17 protein-coding genes are annotated in these 14065 nt (G+C 51.9%); 11 read left to right on the top strand and 6 right to left on the bottom strand.

The window, feature by feature from the left end; genetic code table 11:
• The first annotated feature begins 10 nt into the window (after positions 1-10).
• The 5 genes from prfA to rhlB all read left to right on the top strand — a co-directional run bounded on the left by prfA (position 11) and on the right by rhlB (position 5049).
• The gene (prfA, locus tag KXJ70_RS05765; RefSeq protein WP_219042477.1) at positions 11-1093 is read left to right on the top strand and encodes a peptide chain release factor 1; all 1083 of its coding nucleotides are present in this window, start codon (positions 11-13) and stop codon (positions 1091-1093) included.
• Positions 1093-1953: a peptide chain release factor N(5)-glutamine methyltransferase gene (gene prmC, locus KXJ70_RS05760; protein WP_255558204.1), complete on the top strand. Its 861-nt coding sequence runs from the start codon at positions 1093-1095 to the stop codon at positions 1951-1953. The genes prfA and prmC overlap by 1 nt, the downstream gene beginning before the upstream one ends.
• Entirely contained in the window at positions 1953-2702 is a 750-nt protein-coding gene (locus KXJ70_RS05755) for a HesA/MoeB/ThiF family protein (protein ID WP_219043097.1), read from the top strand. Before prmC ends, KXJ70_RS05755 begins: the two co-directional genes overlap by 1 nt.
• 63 nt (positions 2703-2765) lie before the next feature.
• The gene (locus tag KXJ70_RS05750; protein WP_219042476.1) at positions 2766-3620 is read left to right on the top strand and encodes an HvfX family Cu-binding RiPP maturation protein; all 855 of its coding nucleotides are present in this window, start codon (positions 2766-2768) and stop codon (positions 3618-3620) included.
• Between the two features lie 43 nt (positions 3621-3663).
• Complete coding sequence (gene rhlB, locus KXJ70_RS05745) at positions 3664-5049, top strand: ATP-dependent RNA helicase RhlB (RefSeq protein WP_255558203.1); 1386 nt, start codon at positions 3664-3666, stop codon at positions 5047-5049.
• 68 nt (positions 5050-5117) lie between these two features.
• Here rhlB and cysZ read toward each other — a convergent pair whose 3' ends face one another.
• Positions 5118-5849 carry a sulfate transporter CysZ gene (gene cysZ, locus KXJ70_RS05740; protein ID WP_219042475.1) on the bottom strand — a complete coding sequence of 244 codons (732 nt, stop codon included), beginning with the start codon at positions 5847-5849 and terminating at the stop codon, positions 5118-5120.
• A gap of 163 nt (positions 5850-6012) precedes the next feature.
• On the opposite strand from cysZ, the gene KXJ70_RS05735 reads away from it, so the two are divergent.
• Positions 6013-6378 carry a hypothetical protein gene (locus tag KXJ70_RS05735; protein WP_219042474.1) on the top strand — a complete coding sequence of 122 codons (366 nt, stop codon included), beginning with the start codon at positions 6013-6015 and terminating at the stop codon, positions 6376-6378.
• Here KXJ70_RS05735 and KXJ70_RS05730 read toward each other — a convergent pair whose 3' ends face one another.
• Complete coding sequence (locus tag KXJ70_RS05730) at positions 6379-6597, bottom strand: cysteine-rich CWC family protein (protein WP_219042473.1); 219 nt, start codon at positions 6595-6597, stop codon at positions 6379-6381. It abuts the gene before it with no gap.
• A gap of 30 nt (positions 6598-6627) precedes the next feature.
• On the opposite strand from KXJ70_RS05730, the gene smrA reads away from it, so the two are divergent.
• Complete coding sequence (gene smrA / locus KXJ70_RS05725; RefSeq protein ID WP_219042472.1) at positions 6628-7209, top strand: DNA endonuclease SmrA; 582 nt, start codon at positions 6628-6630, stop codon at positions 7207-7209.
• A gap of 20 nt (positions 7210-7229) precedes the next feature.
• Here the strand turns inward: smrA and KXJ70_RS05720 are convergent, their stop codons facing one another.
• The 4 genes from KXJ70_RS05720 to gatC form a co-directional block, all read right to left on the bottom strand.
• On the bottom strand, positions 7230-7520 hold the full coding sequence (locus KXJ70_RS05720) for a PA4642 family protein (RefSeq protein WP_219042471.1): 291 nt from the start codon (positions 7518-7520) through the stop codon (positions 7230-7232).
• Between the two features lie 32 nt (positions 7521-7552).
• Positions 7553-9001 (bottom strand): Asp-tRNA(Asn)/Glu-tRNA(Gln) amidotransferase subunit GatB, encoded by a 1449-nt coding sequence (gene gatB, locus KXJ70_RS05715; RefSeq protein WP_219042470.1) that lies wholly within the window; start codon positions 8999-9001, stop codon positions 7553-7555.
• 11 nt (positions 9002-9012) lie between these two features.
• Positions 9013-10467, bottom strand: coding sequence for an Asp-tRNA(Asn)/Glu-tRNA(Gln) amidotransferase subunit GatA (gatA, locus tag KXJ70_RS05710; RefSeq protein WP_219042469.1), 1455 nt, complete (start codon positions 10465-10467; stop codon positions 9013-9015).
• A gap of 79 nt (positions 10468-10546) precedes the next feature.
• Positions 10547-10945 (bottom strand): Asp-tRNA(Asn)/Glu-tRNA(Gln) amidotransferase subunit GatC, encoded by a 399-nt coding sequence (gatC, locus tag KXJ70_RS05705; RefSeq protein ID WP_369409750.1) that lies wholly within the window; start codon positions 10943-10945, stop codon positions 10547-10549.
• Positions 10946-11093: 148 nt separating this feature from the next.
• On the opposite strand from gatC, the gene KXJ70_RS05700 reads away from it, so the two are divergent.
• From KXJ70_RS05700 to KXJ70_RS05685, 4 genes are all read left to right on the top strand, one after another.
• Entirely contained in the window at positions 11094-12131 is a 1038-nt protein-coding gene (locus tag KXJ70_RS05700) for a rod shape-determining protein (RefSeq protein WP_219042468.1), read from the top strand.
• A gap of 84 nt (positions 12132-12215) precedes the next feature.
• On the top strand, positions 12216-12998 hold the full coding sequence (gene mreC, locus KXJ70_RS05695) for a rod shape-determining protein MreC (protein ID WP_255558202.1): 783 nt from the start codon (positions 12216-12218) through the stop codon (positions 12996-12998).
• A gap of 3 nt (positions 12999-13001) precedes the next feature.
• Positions 13002-13487 (top strand): rod shape-determining protein MreD, encoded by a 486-nt coding sequence (gene mreD / locus KXJ70_RS05690; RefSeq protein WP_219042467.1) that lies wholly within the window; start codon positions 13002-13004, stop codon positions 13485-13487.
• Positions 13488-13489: 2 nt separating this feature from the next.
• Positions 13490-14062: a Maf family protein gene (locus KXJ70_RS05685; protein WP_255558201.1), complete on the top strand. Its 573-nt coding sequence runs from the start codon at positions 13490-13492 to the stop codon at positions 14060-14062.
• Positions 14063-14065: the final 3 nt, after the last annotated feature.

Below are 14065 nucleotides of genomic sequence, written 5' to 3'. Positions count from 1 at the left end.
GTGAGAAAATATGAAGGCCTCCATTGTCATTAAACTCGACAATTTGCTTGATCGTTACGAAGAGATAGGCGCCTTGTTGAGCGACGGTGAAATTATTGCCAATCAGGATCGCTTTCGCGGTTTGTCGAAAGAGTACGCTGAAATTGAGCCAGTCGTTGAAGCCTATGGTCGTTATCGGCAGATAACAGAAGACTTGGCCGAGGCGACGGCAATGCTGTCGGAAGATGACGCCGACATGCGCGCCATGGCTGAAGAAGAGATATCGTCGGCCAAGGAAAAGTTAGAGGATTTAGAGTTGGAGCTGCAAACCTTATTGCTGCCTCGCGATCCTAACGATTCCCACAACGTGTTTTTGGAAATTCGCGCCGGTACCGGTGGTGATGAAGCGGCCATTTTTGCGGGGGATCTGTTTCGCATGTATTCCCGATATGCCGAGCGTAAAGGTTGGCGAGTGGAAGTGCTTAGCGAGCGCCACGGTGAGCACGGCGGCTTTAAGGAGATTATTAGTCGCGTGGCGGGGCAGGAAGTCTACGGTCATCTCAAGTTTGAGTCCGGCGCGCACCGTGTTCAACGCGTGCCAGAAACCGAATCACAGGGTCGTATCCACACCTCGGCATGCACGGTTGCGGTTATGGCGGAGCCAGAAGAGGCTGACCACATCGAGCTTAATAAGGGCGATTTACGAATCGACACCTTCCGCTCAAGCGGCGCCGGTGGTCAGCACGTTAACACCACTGACTCGGCGGTGCGTATTGTGCACATTCCCACAGGTATTGTCGTGGAGTGCCAGGACGAGCGTTCGCAGCACAAGAATAAGGCGCGGGCGATGTCCTTGCTTGCCGCTAAGGTCAATGACGCCGCGAGTAGCAAGCTGCAGGCAGATCAAGCAACCGAGCGCCGGAACTTGGTGGGAAGCGGCGATCGCTCGGAGCGTATTCGCACCTATAATTTCCCGCAGGGTCGGGTTACCGATCACCGTATCAATTTAACCCTGTATAAATTGGACGAGTTTGTGCAGGGCGATGTCGACTGCGTGGTGTCGCCTTTGCGTCAGGAATATCAGGCTGATCTTCTGGCGGCATTGGCGGAATAATGACCGAGTCCCTTGCTGCCAGCGGATTGACCATTGCAGCGGCGATGGCAAAACGGCAGCAGCTGCGTGGTATTAGCGACACGCCGGATTTAGACGTCGCGCTGCTGCTATGTCATTGCATCGCCAAGCCGCGCAGCTATCTTTACAGTTGGCCTGAGCGTGAGCTCGACGCTTCGCAAGAGCAGCAATTCCGCGCTTTATTGGATCGTCGTATTGCGGGCGAGCCGATAGCCCATATCTTGGGTGAGCGAGATTTTTGGTCGCTGCGTTTGGCGGTATCACCGCTGACCTTAATTCCTCGGCCCGATACCGAATGCTTGGTTGAGCGGGCGATAGCCATGCTTGACGGGCAGCGGGCTCCGCGTGTTTTAGATCTGGGCACTGGCACTGGCGCAATCGCCTTGGCCATAGCATCTGAAAGAGCTGATGCAGTCATACTAGCTACGGATTTTTCAGCCGAGGTATTAAGCTTGGCTGAACAGAATCGCGACACCCTTAAGCTTAATCATGTGCAATTAGTGTGTTCACATTGGTTTGAGTCGATACCCGCGCAGCGTTTTCAGCTCATTGTGAGCAACCCGCCGTATATTGATCCGCAAGATATCCATTTAATTGAGGGTGATGTTCGCTTTGAGCCGAAATCAGCGCTTGTTGCTGAGGATGGCGGTATGGCTGATTTACAACACATTATTAGTGTTGCCCCCGACTATTTAAAGTCAGGCGGTAAGTTATTGCTTGAGCATGGCTACAATCAGGCTGAGCTTGTGCGTGAATGCTTGCGCGAGCGGGGCTTCGTAGACGTTGGCTCGCAAGTCGACTACGGTGGCAATGAACGAATTAGCTGGGGGACGTGGCAATGATGAATGACGAGCAATTACTGCGTTATAGCCGCCATATTCTGTTGCCGGATTTAGACGTCGACGGTCAGCAAGCCTTATTAAATAGTAAGGTGTTGATTGTCGGAATGGGCGGCCTCGGATGCCCTGCGGCTTTATATCTTGCCGCATCAGGTGTTGGTGAATTGCATTTGGCCGACGATGACAAGGTTGAATTAAGCAACTTGCAGCGTCAAATTGCCCATGGTGAAGCGGATGTGGGCAGTTTCAAAGCTGAGTCTGTGGCCGCTAGTATTGCAGCTATTAATTCAGACACCAAACTCAACGTTATGAATGTGCGTTTGGCGGGCGATGCGCTGCTAGAGGCGGTTAAGTGTGTCGATGTGGTGGTGGATGCTAGTGATAATTTCAGTACCCGCTTTGCATTAAATAGCGCCTGCCTCGCAGCGCGCCGGCCGCTGGTATCGGGGGCTGCGATTCGCGGTGAGGCACAATTAAGCGTATTTGATTTTAGGCGCGATGATTCGCCTTGTTACCGCTGTCTTTATCATGAGGCAGACGATGCCGCTTTGAATTGCTCGGAAAGCGGCGTGCTTGCACCTATCGTGGGAATGATGGGCAGTATGCAAGCACTCGAGACACTAAAGTGTATAACCAGGATGGGTGAAGCCTTGGTGGGCCGTCTACTTATTATTGATGGTCTGAGTATGGACGTGCGACAACTAAACCTGCGCCGCGACCCGGAATGCCCCGCTTGCCAGACGCGCAATTAATCCTGCCGGTCGCAAAATAAGATCGGGTATTGAAGTAAAAAAGAAGAATAGTGAGGGAGCACCATGAGACATATTTTGAAGGCGTATTACTTTTTGCATGACGGCGTATTCACACTGTTCGCAAAACTCGATTTCGTCGCCCCTTTTTTGATCCGCCTCTACCTGGCGCCGATTATGCTCGCGGCGGGCTTGTACAAATTACAGAATTTCGATGCAACTGCGATGTGGCTGGATCAAGGTTTGAAATTACCTTATCCGGAAGTGATGACCTATTTGGTGACGTACACCGAGTTGCTTGGCGGGTTTTTGCTGCTGTTAGGCTTGGCAGTGCGCTGGGTGAGTATCCCACTTATGGTGGCTATGTTGGTGGCGGCTTTCTCGGTGCATTGGGATAACGGCTGGTTTGCTATCGCGCCGAGCGACCCACTGACGAGTACGGCAAAGCCACTCGCCGACATCGGTATACCGATGGCTCAGCAGAGTATGGATAATAGCATTGCCGTCGGCGAGCGCCTGGATCGCGCGAGCAGCATATTGGCTAACTATGGTCACTATGATTGGCTAAGCGAGAAAGGCAATTTCGTCATCTTAAACAACGGTATTGAGTTTGCGGCGACCTACTTCATATTGCTGTTGAGCTTATTGTTTAGCGGTGGGGGGCGTTACCTAAGTTTTGACTATTATTTAGATCGCAATGCGAGGCAATATATTAGGTCAAAGCGAGTTGAGGAAAAATCTGAGCCGGTTGTCGAAGTGAAGCCATCGTCGGCGGAAGCGCCAGCCGCATCGCGGGAAGAGTCACCAGAGCCACCGAGCGAAGAATTGCCAGAAGTGGCGCCAGAGAAGCAGAGTGAGGTGGATTCAGCAGTCCCTAATAAATTGCAGGAAAAGCAGGCTGGCACGATAGCAGTTGAATGATGATAGAATGGCTGATTATTGAGCAATGTAAGAAGAATGTATTTTGTTAAAAAAGTTGTTTGGATCAGGTAAATCCGCGCCGTCAGCGCCCGAAAACACGGCTGCTGCCGATACTGGAAGAGCTGCCAAATCAGTGAAGCCAGAAGTCAAAGACCGGCACGGCGATGGTCATAAGCGTAAGGGCCGAACCCAAAATAAGGCTGTCGTCCAAGAGCAGAGTAGCTGGTCAGTAAAAGAGTTTGAGGTGGCGCCTGAAGAGGGTAAAACCCGTTTTCATGACCTCGATCTCGACGAGACCTTAATGCACGGCATTGCCGACACAGGGTTTAAATACTGTTCGCCGATTCAGGCGGCGTCCTTACCGCATACACTTCGTGGCAATGATGTGATTGGTAAGGCGCAAACCGGCACGGGTAAAACGGCTGCCTTTTTGATCACCATTTTTAACGACCTACTGAATAACCCAATTGAAGAAGAGCGTTTTGCCGGTGAGCCTCGTGCACTGGTGATTGCGCCTACGCGAGAGCTGGTTGTGCAAATTGGCGACGACGCCCGCAAGCTTGGTAAATATTGCGGCTTGAACGTGGTCACCCTTATCGGCGGTATGGATTACCAAAAGCAGCAAGATAAGCTAGCGGGCATGGTTGATATCGTGGTGGCAACGCCGGGTCGCTTGCTGGACTTTGAAGGTCGTAAAGACCTTTATCTCGATCAAATTGAAATTCTGGTTATCGACGAAGCGGACCGGATGTTGGATATGGGGTTTATTCCCCAGGTGAAACGCATCGTGCGTTCATGTCCTAAGAAGAGCCATCGTCAGACATTGCTATTTAGTGCGACCTTCACCGACGATATTATTCGACTGACCGAGCAGTGGACGGAAGAGCCGATCAATATTGAAATCGAGCCCGAAAGTGTAGCGACGGATACGGTTGATCAAAAAGTCTACTTGGTTGAGTCGCAGGATAAATTTAAATTACTGCTGAATATTGTTCGCCATGAAAGTGCGACCAGTGTGATTATCTTTGCAAACCGCCGTGATGAGACTCGTCGCCTCTTTGAGAAAATGCAGAAGAATGGGATTCGCTGCGGTATTTTGTCGGGTGAAATTCCACAGAATAAGCGTTCGCGCACCCTGCAGCAGTTTAAAGACGGTGAAATTGAGTGCCTGGTAGCCACTGACGTGGCTGGCCGCGGTATTCACGTAAATGGCGTGAGTCATGTTATTAACTACACACTACCTGAAGATGCAGACGACTACGTGCATCGTATTGGCCGCACCGGTCGCGCCGGAGCAACAGGTACCTCGATAAGCTTTGCCTGCGAAGACGATGCCTTTCTGCTGCCGGGCATAGAGGCTGAGTTGGGTATGAAGTTGCCTTGCGAACGGCCGCCAGAGCATTTGCTTAAAGATGGTGGCAAGTTTTAATACCGCCGGAACAGTAATGTATAGCGAGGCTAATTCCACCTCGCTTGCAAAAAAGCAGTGGCACGGCCCTACGCTTTATCTTTTAAGCGCTCTACCCACATCAAAGTGCCACCGCAGACCGCGGCGGGCATAATAAATAAATTCAAAATTGGCACCATTGTGCCCAGCATGACCAACGCGCCAAAACTCGCGCTGGTGCCACGCTGGCTGGCAATGCGTTTGCGCGCATCTTTAAAACTGAGTTTGTGATTGTCCATGGGATAGTCGCAATACTCGACAGCCATCATCCAGGAATTTAAGGCGAACCAGAGTAAGGGGGCCAGCGGCGAAATTACAAAACTGGCGATCAGGGTGAGAATCGCAAAGCCGAGATAATAAAGTAATTTCTGGCATTCGCGGCCAATACTTTTCGGGAAGCTTGCAATGGCCATGGCAATGGTTTCGCGGCCAGACACCTCTTGACCGGTTAGCATTTCCTCTACTTTTTCTGCCAATAGACCGTTAAATGGTGCCGCGATAATATTGGCCACCGTGCTGAATATATACATGACTATCGCTAGCACTAAAATTACTGCCAGCGGCCATAAAATCCAGCGCAAAAAGTCCAGCCAGCTGGGCAGCCACGCTATGACTTGATTGATCCATCCCGACATGGCGTCCAATGTCAGGGTGGTGAATGCGCCAAAGATGACAATATTGATTAATAGTGGGATGGCGACAAACAGGCGAATTCCCGGCTGGCGAATAATTTTGAAGCCGCGGAGTAAATAATCTGGGCCGCTTAGCGGGCGTATATTCATAAGCCGATTTGCCTGTATCAATAAAAAAGTAATTGCGATTGTGGGATTGCTAGCCAGAAAGGAAGGCGCTAGCGTATCACTATGCCAACGTTATCGCGTTTGGTGGCGTGGGTAAAACGGCAACAAGCCAGAATTTAGGAATATTGACTGAGGGAAGGGTCTTATGAAAACAGTTTATGCAATGTACGCGGTGTTGATGATGGGTCTTTCTGCGACTTTACAGGCTGCTGACATTGGTGATTCGTACAATGTTCTGTGCGAAAAAATGAAATCTTGCGCGCTGAAAAGCGTCGGTGAGGCTGATCTAACGCCGGATGTACGGGCGATGGTGATGGCGAGCTTAGAGGGCGCATGCGTCGCTATTCAGCAGCAGGTTAGTAATGTGGCAGCGACGCATCCTCTGCATGGGGCGGCGAGCGCGTGTATGGACTCGATGACCACGCTTAGCTGTGAAGAGCTTGAAAATAGTGGCGATGAAAAGACTCCCGAGTGCGCCCGCTATGAGAAAATGGCCGAGGCCTACCAGTAACTATTTATCGAGTGGGCGGCCGCACTGTTTGCAGAGGCAGCGCTTTGAGTCGCCTTGTTGATTGGCTGTTCGTTTGGCATTTTCGCTAATCACGGTGTACATACACCAGCAGCTTGAGGGATCTTCGCCGGCGGCGACTGCGCATTGATTGGCCTGTTCGCATAGTGGGCAGAGCGCAGGGTTAAAATTCGATGCAGGGCTGGTGCCGTTATTTGACATGTTGAATCCTTTACATCGGAGGAGGTGAATATGAACGACGATGATCGATTGTTCGCTGAAGAGATGGCCGGTGTCAAACCGCTCGAGATTGAGCGGCGGGTTGTTATCAGAAAAGATGATGGCGGCGCGGTGAATATCGCCGCCCGTCGCGCCGCAGCGACAGCGCAAAGCAGTGCCCGCAACTTTTTGTCGACGTCTGAAATTGAGTTGCTGGACCCTTACTATGTGCTGGAATTTAAGCGCGAAGGGGTGCAGAACGGGGTATTTCGTCGCCTAAAGCAGGGTAAATATGCCATCGAGGCGCGGCTGGATTTGCACAAAATGACGGTTGAGCAGGCGCGCCTGCAGGTCTTTGAATTTATTCGCGAGGCGATGAAGGCAGATTTGCGCACTATTATGATTGTGCACGGGCGTGGTCATCACAGCGAGTCCACAGGAGCAGTGCTTAAGTCCTATGTAAACCGTTGGTTGCCTGAGATGGAAGAAGTGCAGGGATTTTGCAGTGCGCAGCCTCAGCATGGTGGCGCGGGCGCGGTGTATATCATGTTGCGGAAAAGTGAAAAGAAAAAGCAGGAGAACCGCGACCGCTTAGCCCGCGGTCGCGGGTTTTGAGATTGGGTTTAGGGCGGTGGTTAAACCGCGCCCTTATTTTCTAAAGCGGCGACATGCTCGCCTGAGTTGCGGTGTTCTTTGGCGTAACTCAGCACGGTGCGACCGCCCTTGTCGGTGGCGTTTAGATCGCGGCCGGTCTCCAAAAACATTTCAATGAACAGTTCAAAGTCATCCGCGCGCATGCTTTGGTAGGCCTTTAGCAGGGCGTGAAAGTCTCTGTTGGTACCGGCTTTGGGCTCTGAATCCAGAAACTCGCGAACCCGTGATTCGGTCCAGACTTCGTCGAGTACTTTTTCTTTGTCTTTTTTCATAATGATTTTTGCTACCTTAATTGCTGGCGGTGTTAGCCGCCGAGTTTTTCATTTAAAAGAGAGTTGATCACGCCGGGGTTGGCTTGGCCTTTGGATGCTTTCATAATTTGGCCGACGAAAAAGCCCAGCATTTTCTTGCGTTTGCCTTCATCGGCACCGCGGAATTGCTCAACTTGCTCGGGATTGGCGGCTAGCACTTCGTCAACCATCGCCCCCAGTGCGCCGCTGTCTGATACTTGTTTTAAGCCCTTGCTGTCGATGATGGCGTCGGCGCTATCGCCCTCTTTATTCCAAAGCGCATCAAAAACTTGCTTGGCGATTTTGCCGGAAATACTATTGTCGCGAATACGCTGAATCAAACCGCCCAATTGTTCGGCAGTGACAGGGCTGGCGGTTATCGTGAGGTTCTCGCGATTTAGTGCGGCGGACAATTCACCGTTGACCCAGTTAGCGGCGAGTTTAGCATCGCCTGCACTGCTTGCCACGGCCTCGAAATAATCGGCAACGGGGCGCTCGCCGGTTAGCAAGCCTGCGTCATAGGCAGAAAGGCCAAACTCTTCTTCAAAACGCTGACGTTTGGCATCGGGCAATTCCGGCATGCTGGCCAGTAGTTCATCGATTACCGATTGCTCGACATGAACTGGCAGCAAGTCTGGGCAGGGAAAGTAGCGATAATCGTTGGCTTCTTCTTTGCTGCGCATTGGCCGCGTTTCGTTTTTGTCGCTGTCGTAAAGGCGTGTTTCTTGTTTGACCTTGCCGCCGTCTTCAATCAGTTCTATCTGGCGCAACACCTCGGTTTTGATGGCGCGTTCAACAAAGCGGAAGGAGTTAATGTTTTTAAGCTCTGCTCGGGTGCCGTATTCCTCTTGGCCCTTGGGGCGAATTGACACATTGGCGTCGCAGCGTAAGGAGCCCTGCGACATATCGCCGTCGGATATACCCAGGTAAGTCACAATAGAGTGGATCTTACGCAAATAAGCGACGGCCTCTTCGGCGCTGCGCATATCGGGCTCGGAGACAATTTCGATCAGTGGTGTGCCGGCGCGGTTTAGGTCGATACCCGACATACCATGATAATCTTCGTGCAGGGATTTGCCGGCGTCTTCTTCTAGGTGGGCGTGGTGCACGCGAATACGGCGGGTGCTGCCGTCGCTCAAGGTGATTTCTACGATACCGGGACCGACGATGGGAAAGTCCATCTGGGTGGTCTGGTAGCCCTTGGGTAAGTCGGGATAGAAATAATTTTTGCGGTCAAACACCGAGTCGCGGCAAATGTCAGCATTGATGGCTAGACCAAATAAGATGGCCTTTTTTACCGCCTGTTCGTTTAGCACCGGCAAGGTGCCGGGCATGGCCAAGTCAACCGCGCTAGCTTGGGTGTTGGCGTCAGCGCCGAAGGCGGTGCTGGAGCCAGAGAAAATCTTAGATTTGGTGGTGAGCTGGACGTGAATTTCCAGACCAATTACAACTTCCCATTCCATAGTCGCTTTCCTTATACGCTGCCGGGAGCGGCTTGCTGGTGCCAGTCGCTGCGCTGTTGGTATTGATGCGCTGCGGCGAGCAGGGTGATTTCGTCAAAATCGCGGCCGATTAATTGCAGGCCAATAGGCTTGCCCTTGGTAAAGCCGGCGGGCAATGAAATAGCGGGTAGGCCCGCCAGGTTAACGGCGATGGTGTAAATATCTTCAAGGTACATGGTGAGCGGGTCGCTGACTTTTTCACCCAAGGCAAACGCCGGGTTTGGGGTGGTGGGGCCGGCGATAATGTCTACGGATTTAAAAGCTTCATCAAAATCTTGCTTAATTAAACGGCGAATTTGTTGGGCTTTGCGGTAGTAGGCATCGTAAAACCCGGAGGATAGAGCATAGGTGCCGATCAAAATACGGCGCTTCACTTCCTCGCCAAAACCTTCGGCGCGGCTGCGGCAATAGAGGTCGTCTAAATCTTTTGGGTTTTCGCAGCGATATCCATAGCGTACGCCGTCAAAACGTGACAGATTAGCAGATGCTTCGGCGGGTGCAATAATATAGTAACAAGGCACCGCTAAATGAGTGTGTGGCAGGCTAATAGATTTGATTTCTGCGCCCATTTTACGATATTCATCCAGCGACGCTTCTATCGCCGACGCAATTTCTGGGTCTAGGCCTTCACTGAAATATTCTTTTGGCACCCCGATTTTGAGCCCGCTGAGATCTTTGTTTAGACCGGCGCGGTAGTCGGGCACGGTCAGATCCATGCTGGTGCTGTCTCGGTGGTCAAAACCCGCCATAGCCTGCAGTAGCAAGGCATTGTCTTCGGCGGTTTTGGCCATTGGCCCGCCTTGGTCGAGGCTGGATGCGAAGGCAATCATTCCATAACGCGAAACACGTCCGTAGGTGGGTTTTAAGCCCGTCAGGCCGCAAAGCGCCGCCGGTTGGCGAATTGAGCCGCCAGTGTCGGTGCCGGTGGCTGCGGGTGTGAGTCCGGCAGCGATAGCCGCCGCAGAACCACCAGAGGAGCCGCCGGGCACGCAGTCGGTATTCCACGGGTTGCGAACGGGGCCGTAAAAGCTGGTTTCGTTTGAAGAACCCATGGCGAACTCGTCAAGATTGGTTTTGCCCAAGGTGACTACGCCGGCAGTGGCGAGTCGCTCAACGACGGTGGCGTTGTACGGCGCGATGAAGTTATCCAACATTTTTGACGCGCAGCTGGTGCGAACACCCTCGGTGCAGAAAATATCTTTATGGGCGATAGGCACGCCACACAGAGTGCCAGCGGAGCCATTTTGGCGGGCTGCATCGGCAGCGCGAGCTTGTGCCAGTGCCTGTTCGGCGGTCACGGTGATAAAGCTATTGTAGTTGCTGTCGTGTTTATTAATGGCGTTAAGGTACTGCTGGGTAATTTCTTCGCTGGAAAACGTTTTTGCTTCCAGTCCGCGAAGAATGTCGGCAATCGTATGATTGGGCATAGTTTAGATTACTCATTATGGCTGCCGAATATAGGTGCGGCGGTAAATATGGTGCGTTGTTGCAATTAGCTGCAGCGTTTTATTCAATAACTTGAGGTACCAAATACAAACCGTCGGCGGTTTGTGGTGCGATTTTTTGAAAGTGCTCGCGCTGGTTGACTTCATTTACTTCGTCGGCGCGCAGACGTTGGGTGGCATCGTGTGGGTTTGCCATTGGAACTACATTGGTAGTATCCACCGCTTGCATGGCGTCGACCATATTTAGAATATCGCCAATACGTTGGCTGAGTTCGGCGGTGTCTGATTCGGCGACGTTAACACGCGCTAGTCGCGCCAGCTTGGCAATGTCGTTTTGGTCTAAGCTCATGCTCACCCTTTTCATATTGATTGACGGCAACACAGACAGATTTCCGCTGCGCAAAATGAGGATTGCGTCGGAAATGCAATGAGCTTGCCGGTAAACCGTTAAACTTATCATATTTGCGCCTTGCCCTAAATCCCTGCCGTTGATAGAGTGGCAAAGTTTTTAATTTAGGGCCTCGCGATGTTGCCGGGCGGCAATCGCTCCCGGTCCGATTAGCCTGGTCCCTGCCCAAAAACGGGGCTGTATAAGGTGAAAAATACACATGTTTAAACGAATTCGCGGCATGTTCTCCAATGATCTTTCGATCGATCTTGGAACGGCAAATACTCTCATATATGTGCGTGGTCAGGGGATCGTTCTGGATGAACCCTCGGTAGTGGCAATCCGCGTACACAATGGTCAAAAAACAATCGAAGCCGTGGGTATGGAAGCCAAGCGGATGCTCGGGCGTACGCCTGGGAATATCACAGCAATTCGCCCTTTGAAAGACGGTGTTATTGCCGACTTCCAAGTGACCGAAAAAATGCTCCAGCATTTTATTAAATTGGTCCATCAAAATAGCTTTATTCGCCCTAGCCCTCGTGTCCTTGTTAGCGTGCCGTGCAAGAGTACACAAGTTGAGCGCAGAGCGATTCGCGAATCCGTGCTGAGTGCGGGTGCCCGCGAAGTGCGGTTAATTGAAGAACCTATGGCCGCGGCGATTGGTGCGGGTCTGCGAGTTGACGAAGCCTCGGGCTCGATGGTTGTTGATATTGGTGGTGGTACCACTGAAATAGCGATTATCTCCCTAAATGGTGTGGTGTATTCCGATTCGGTTCGTGTTGGTGGTGACCGCTTTGATGAGGCGATTGTTACTCATGTACGTCGCACCTACGGCAGCTTAATTGGTGATGCGACTGCCGAGCGTATCAAACAAGAAATTGGCTGCGCCTACCCTGGCAGCGAATTGCGTGAGATTGATGTGCGTGGTCGCAATCTCGCCGAGGGTATACCGCGTCGCTTTACTTTAAACAGCGATGAGATTTTGGAAGCCTTGCAGGAGCCTTTGCAGGTGATTATTCAGGGTGTTAAACGCGCTCTTGAGCAGTCTCCTCCAGAGTTGGCGGCAGACATTGCTGAAACGGGTATTGTGTTGACTGGTGGCGGCGCCTTGTTGCGAGGCATCGATCAGTTAATCGCCGACGAGAGTGCGCTGCCGGTGATTATCGCTGAAGACCCTTTAACCTGTGTTGCCCGCGGTGGTGGTAAAGCCTTAGAGATGATGGATCGCCATCATCTTGATATATTGTCTGCTGAGTAATAATGATTCGCCCCAAGGTGGGAGGAAGCAGCAATTAAGCCGGTATTTCGCAATGAATCCTCTGTTGGCGGTCGACTGCTGATTTTGGGTGGTCTTGCCTTGGTGCTGATTTTGATCGGTCAGCGCCTCGATTTTATGGCGCCACTACGCACCCAGTTGTCTCTCGTTGCGGCGCCGTTCTACTGGATTGTTGATGTGCCCAGTCGGATGGCCAGTCAGTTTGGCGATTCTTGGAAAAGCCGAAGTGAGCTGCTAGCGGATAATGAGCGGCTGCGATCTGAATCCCTTATTCTAAATGCCAAACTCCAGAAATATATCGAATTGCGTGCCGAGAACGTCCGTCTGCGCGAGCTGATGAATTCTGCCGAGCGAGTGAATGACACGGTTGTGGTGGCAGAGGTTGTCGCGGTTGCCTCAGATCCTAATCGCCATCAGCTACTTGTTGATAAAGGCAGTCGCGATGGCGCTTTTGTTGGTCAGCCGGTGATCGACGCCAATGGCTTGCTCGGTCAAATCACCGATGTTGGTGTCCTTCAAAGCCGTGTTTTACTTATTACCGACAGCGCTCATGCGCTGCCTGTTCGTGTCAGCCGCAATGGCCTGCGAGCTATCGCAGAAGGCACTGGGTTGATTGACGAGTTGGCTTTGACCCATGTCGCCGCTACCACAGATATTCAAGTTGGCGATATGTTGGTAAGTTCGGGCCTTGGTGGTCGATTCCCCAGCGGCTATCCCGTCGGTGAGGTGATTGGAGTATCGATAGACCCAGGTAAACCGTTTGCTGAAGTTCGTGCCCGCCCCATGGCTCAGCTAGATCGCAGTCGCAACGTCTTACTGGTTTTCAGTGAGCAGAAGACTGAGGAGTAGCGCGTGGAATCGCATGCGCATGGCTTGTGGTTTGTCGTCGTCACGATATTCATTGCTTTACTACTGAGTATTACCCCCCTTAGCCCTGATTTGTCTTGGGCTAGACCTGATTGGCTATTACTTATATTAGTTTACTGGCTGTTGGCGCTTCCCGAGCGGGTCGGCGTTATTGTTTGCTGGCTTTGCGGCATTTTATTGGATGTATTGCAGGGTGGGGTATTGGGGCAAAACGCCTTTGCCTTCGCCGTGGTTGCTTACATCATACAAGTCTCCTATCAGCGCTTGCGGATGTTTAGTTTGCGCAAGCAGGCCGCCTTTGTTTTGCTACTCGAACTCTTCCATATTTTAGTTGATCAGTGGGCGCAAAATATAAATGGTGTTGCGCACACGCATTGGCTGGTATTTCTTCCCGCCTTAACGACCGGCTTATTGTGGCTATTTGTGCGACCAATAGTGGCATGGTGGCAGCGTTTGTTTGTGGTGTTTTAGCTTTGACGGCAAACATTGGAATCATTCTTGCGTCGGGATCACCGCGCCGCGCTGAATTACTCACGCAAATAGGGGTGAGCTTTCAGGTAGTCCCTGCCGATATTGACGAGACCCCCGTGCAGGGAGAGGCGGCGTTTGCCTACGTTCAGCGCATGGCGAGTGAAAAAGCGGCGGCGGTGGCTAAACTTTTCCCAAATCGCCTTGTGTTAGCGGCAGATACGTCAGTTATTGTTGATGGCGAAATTTGGGGAAAGCCCTTAAGTCGTCAACATGCTAAGGTGATGCTACGCGGTTTGAGTGGCCGTTCTCATCAGGTGATGACGGCACTTGCGGTGCACACGGCCGCTGGCGTTGAACAGGATCTAAGCGTGACTGAGGTCGTGTTCGCAGAACTTAGCGCCGCGCAAATTGATACCTATGTCGACAGCGGAGACGCCGATGACAAAGCGGGTGCCTATGGCATACAAGGCGCAGCGGGACGCTTTGTAAAGCACTTGAGTGGTAGCTATTCTGGTGTAATGGGTTTGCCATTATATGAAACAGCGGTTTTGCTGGACAAAGCCGGAATGACGTAGAGC

Source organism: Zhongshania aquimaris, assembly GCF_019312595.1.
Lineage (GTDB): Bacteria > Pseudomonadota > Gammaproteobacteria > Pseudomonadales > Spongiibacteraceae > Spongiibacter > Spongiibacter aquimaris.
The sequence above is the reverse complement of the archived record's forward strand: the minus strand, read 5'-3'. Positions and strand labels throughout refer to the sequence as shown.

Coding starts and splice junctions, on each gene's coding strand:
- gatC (WP_369409750.1), bottom strand. CDS start 10,945: ATGATAAGTTTAACGGTTTACCGGCAAGCTCATTGCATTTCCGACGCA.
- KXJ70_RS05735 (WP_219042474.1), top strand. CDS start 6,013: ATGAAAACAGTTTATGCAATGTACGCGGTGTTGATGATGGGTCTTTCT.
- smrA (WP_219042472.1), top strand. CDS start 6,628: ATGAACGACGATGATCGATTGTTCGCTGAAGAGATGGCCGGTGTCAAA.
- KXJ70_RS05755 (WP_219043097.1), top strand. CDS start 1,953: ATGAATGACGAGCAATTACTGCGTTATAGCCGCCATATTCTGTTGCCG.
- KXJ70_RS05700 (WP_219042468.1), top strand. CDS start 11,094: ATGTTTAAACGAATTCGCGGCATGTTCTCCAATGATCTTTCGATCGAT.
- KXJ70_RS05750 (WP_219042476.1), top strand. CDS start 2,766: ATGAGACATATTTTGAAGGCGTATTACTTTTTGCATGACGGCGTATTC.
- gatA (WP_219042469.1), bottom strand. CDS start 10,467: ATGCCCAATCATACGATTGCCGACATTCTTCGCGGACTGGAAGCAAAA.
- cysZ (WP_219042475.1), bottom strand. CDS start 5,849: ATGAATATACGCCCGCTAAGCGGCCCAGATTATTTACTCCGCGGCTTC.
- gatB (WP_219042470.1), bottom strand. CDS start 9,001: ATGGAATGGGAAGTTGTAATTGGTCTGGAAATTCACGTCCAGCTCACC.
- KXJ70_RS05730 (WP_219042473.1), bottom strand. CDS start 6,597: ATGTCAAATAACGGCACCAGCCCTGCATCGAATTTTAACCCTGCGCTC.
- KXJ70_RS05720 (WP_219042471.1), bottom strand. CDS start 7,520: ATGAAAAAAGACAAAGAAAAAGTACTCGACGAAGTCTGGACCGAATCA.
- prfA (WP_219042477.1), top strand. CDS start 11: ATGAAGGCCTCCATTGTCATTAAACTCGACAATTTGCTTGATCGTTAC.
- prmC (WP_255558204.1), top strand. CDS start 1,093: ATGACCGAGTCCCTTGCTGCCAGCGGATTGACCATTGCAGCGGCGATG.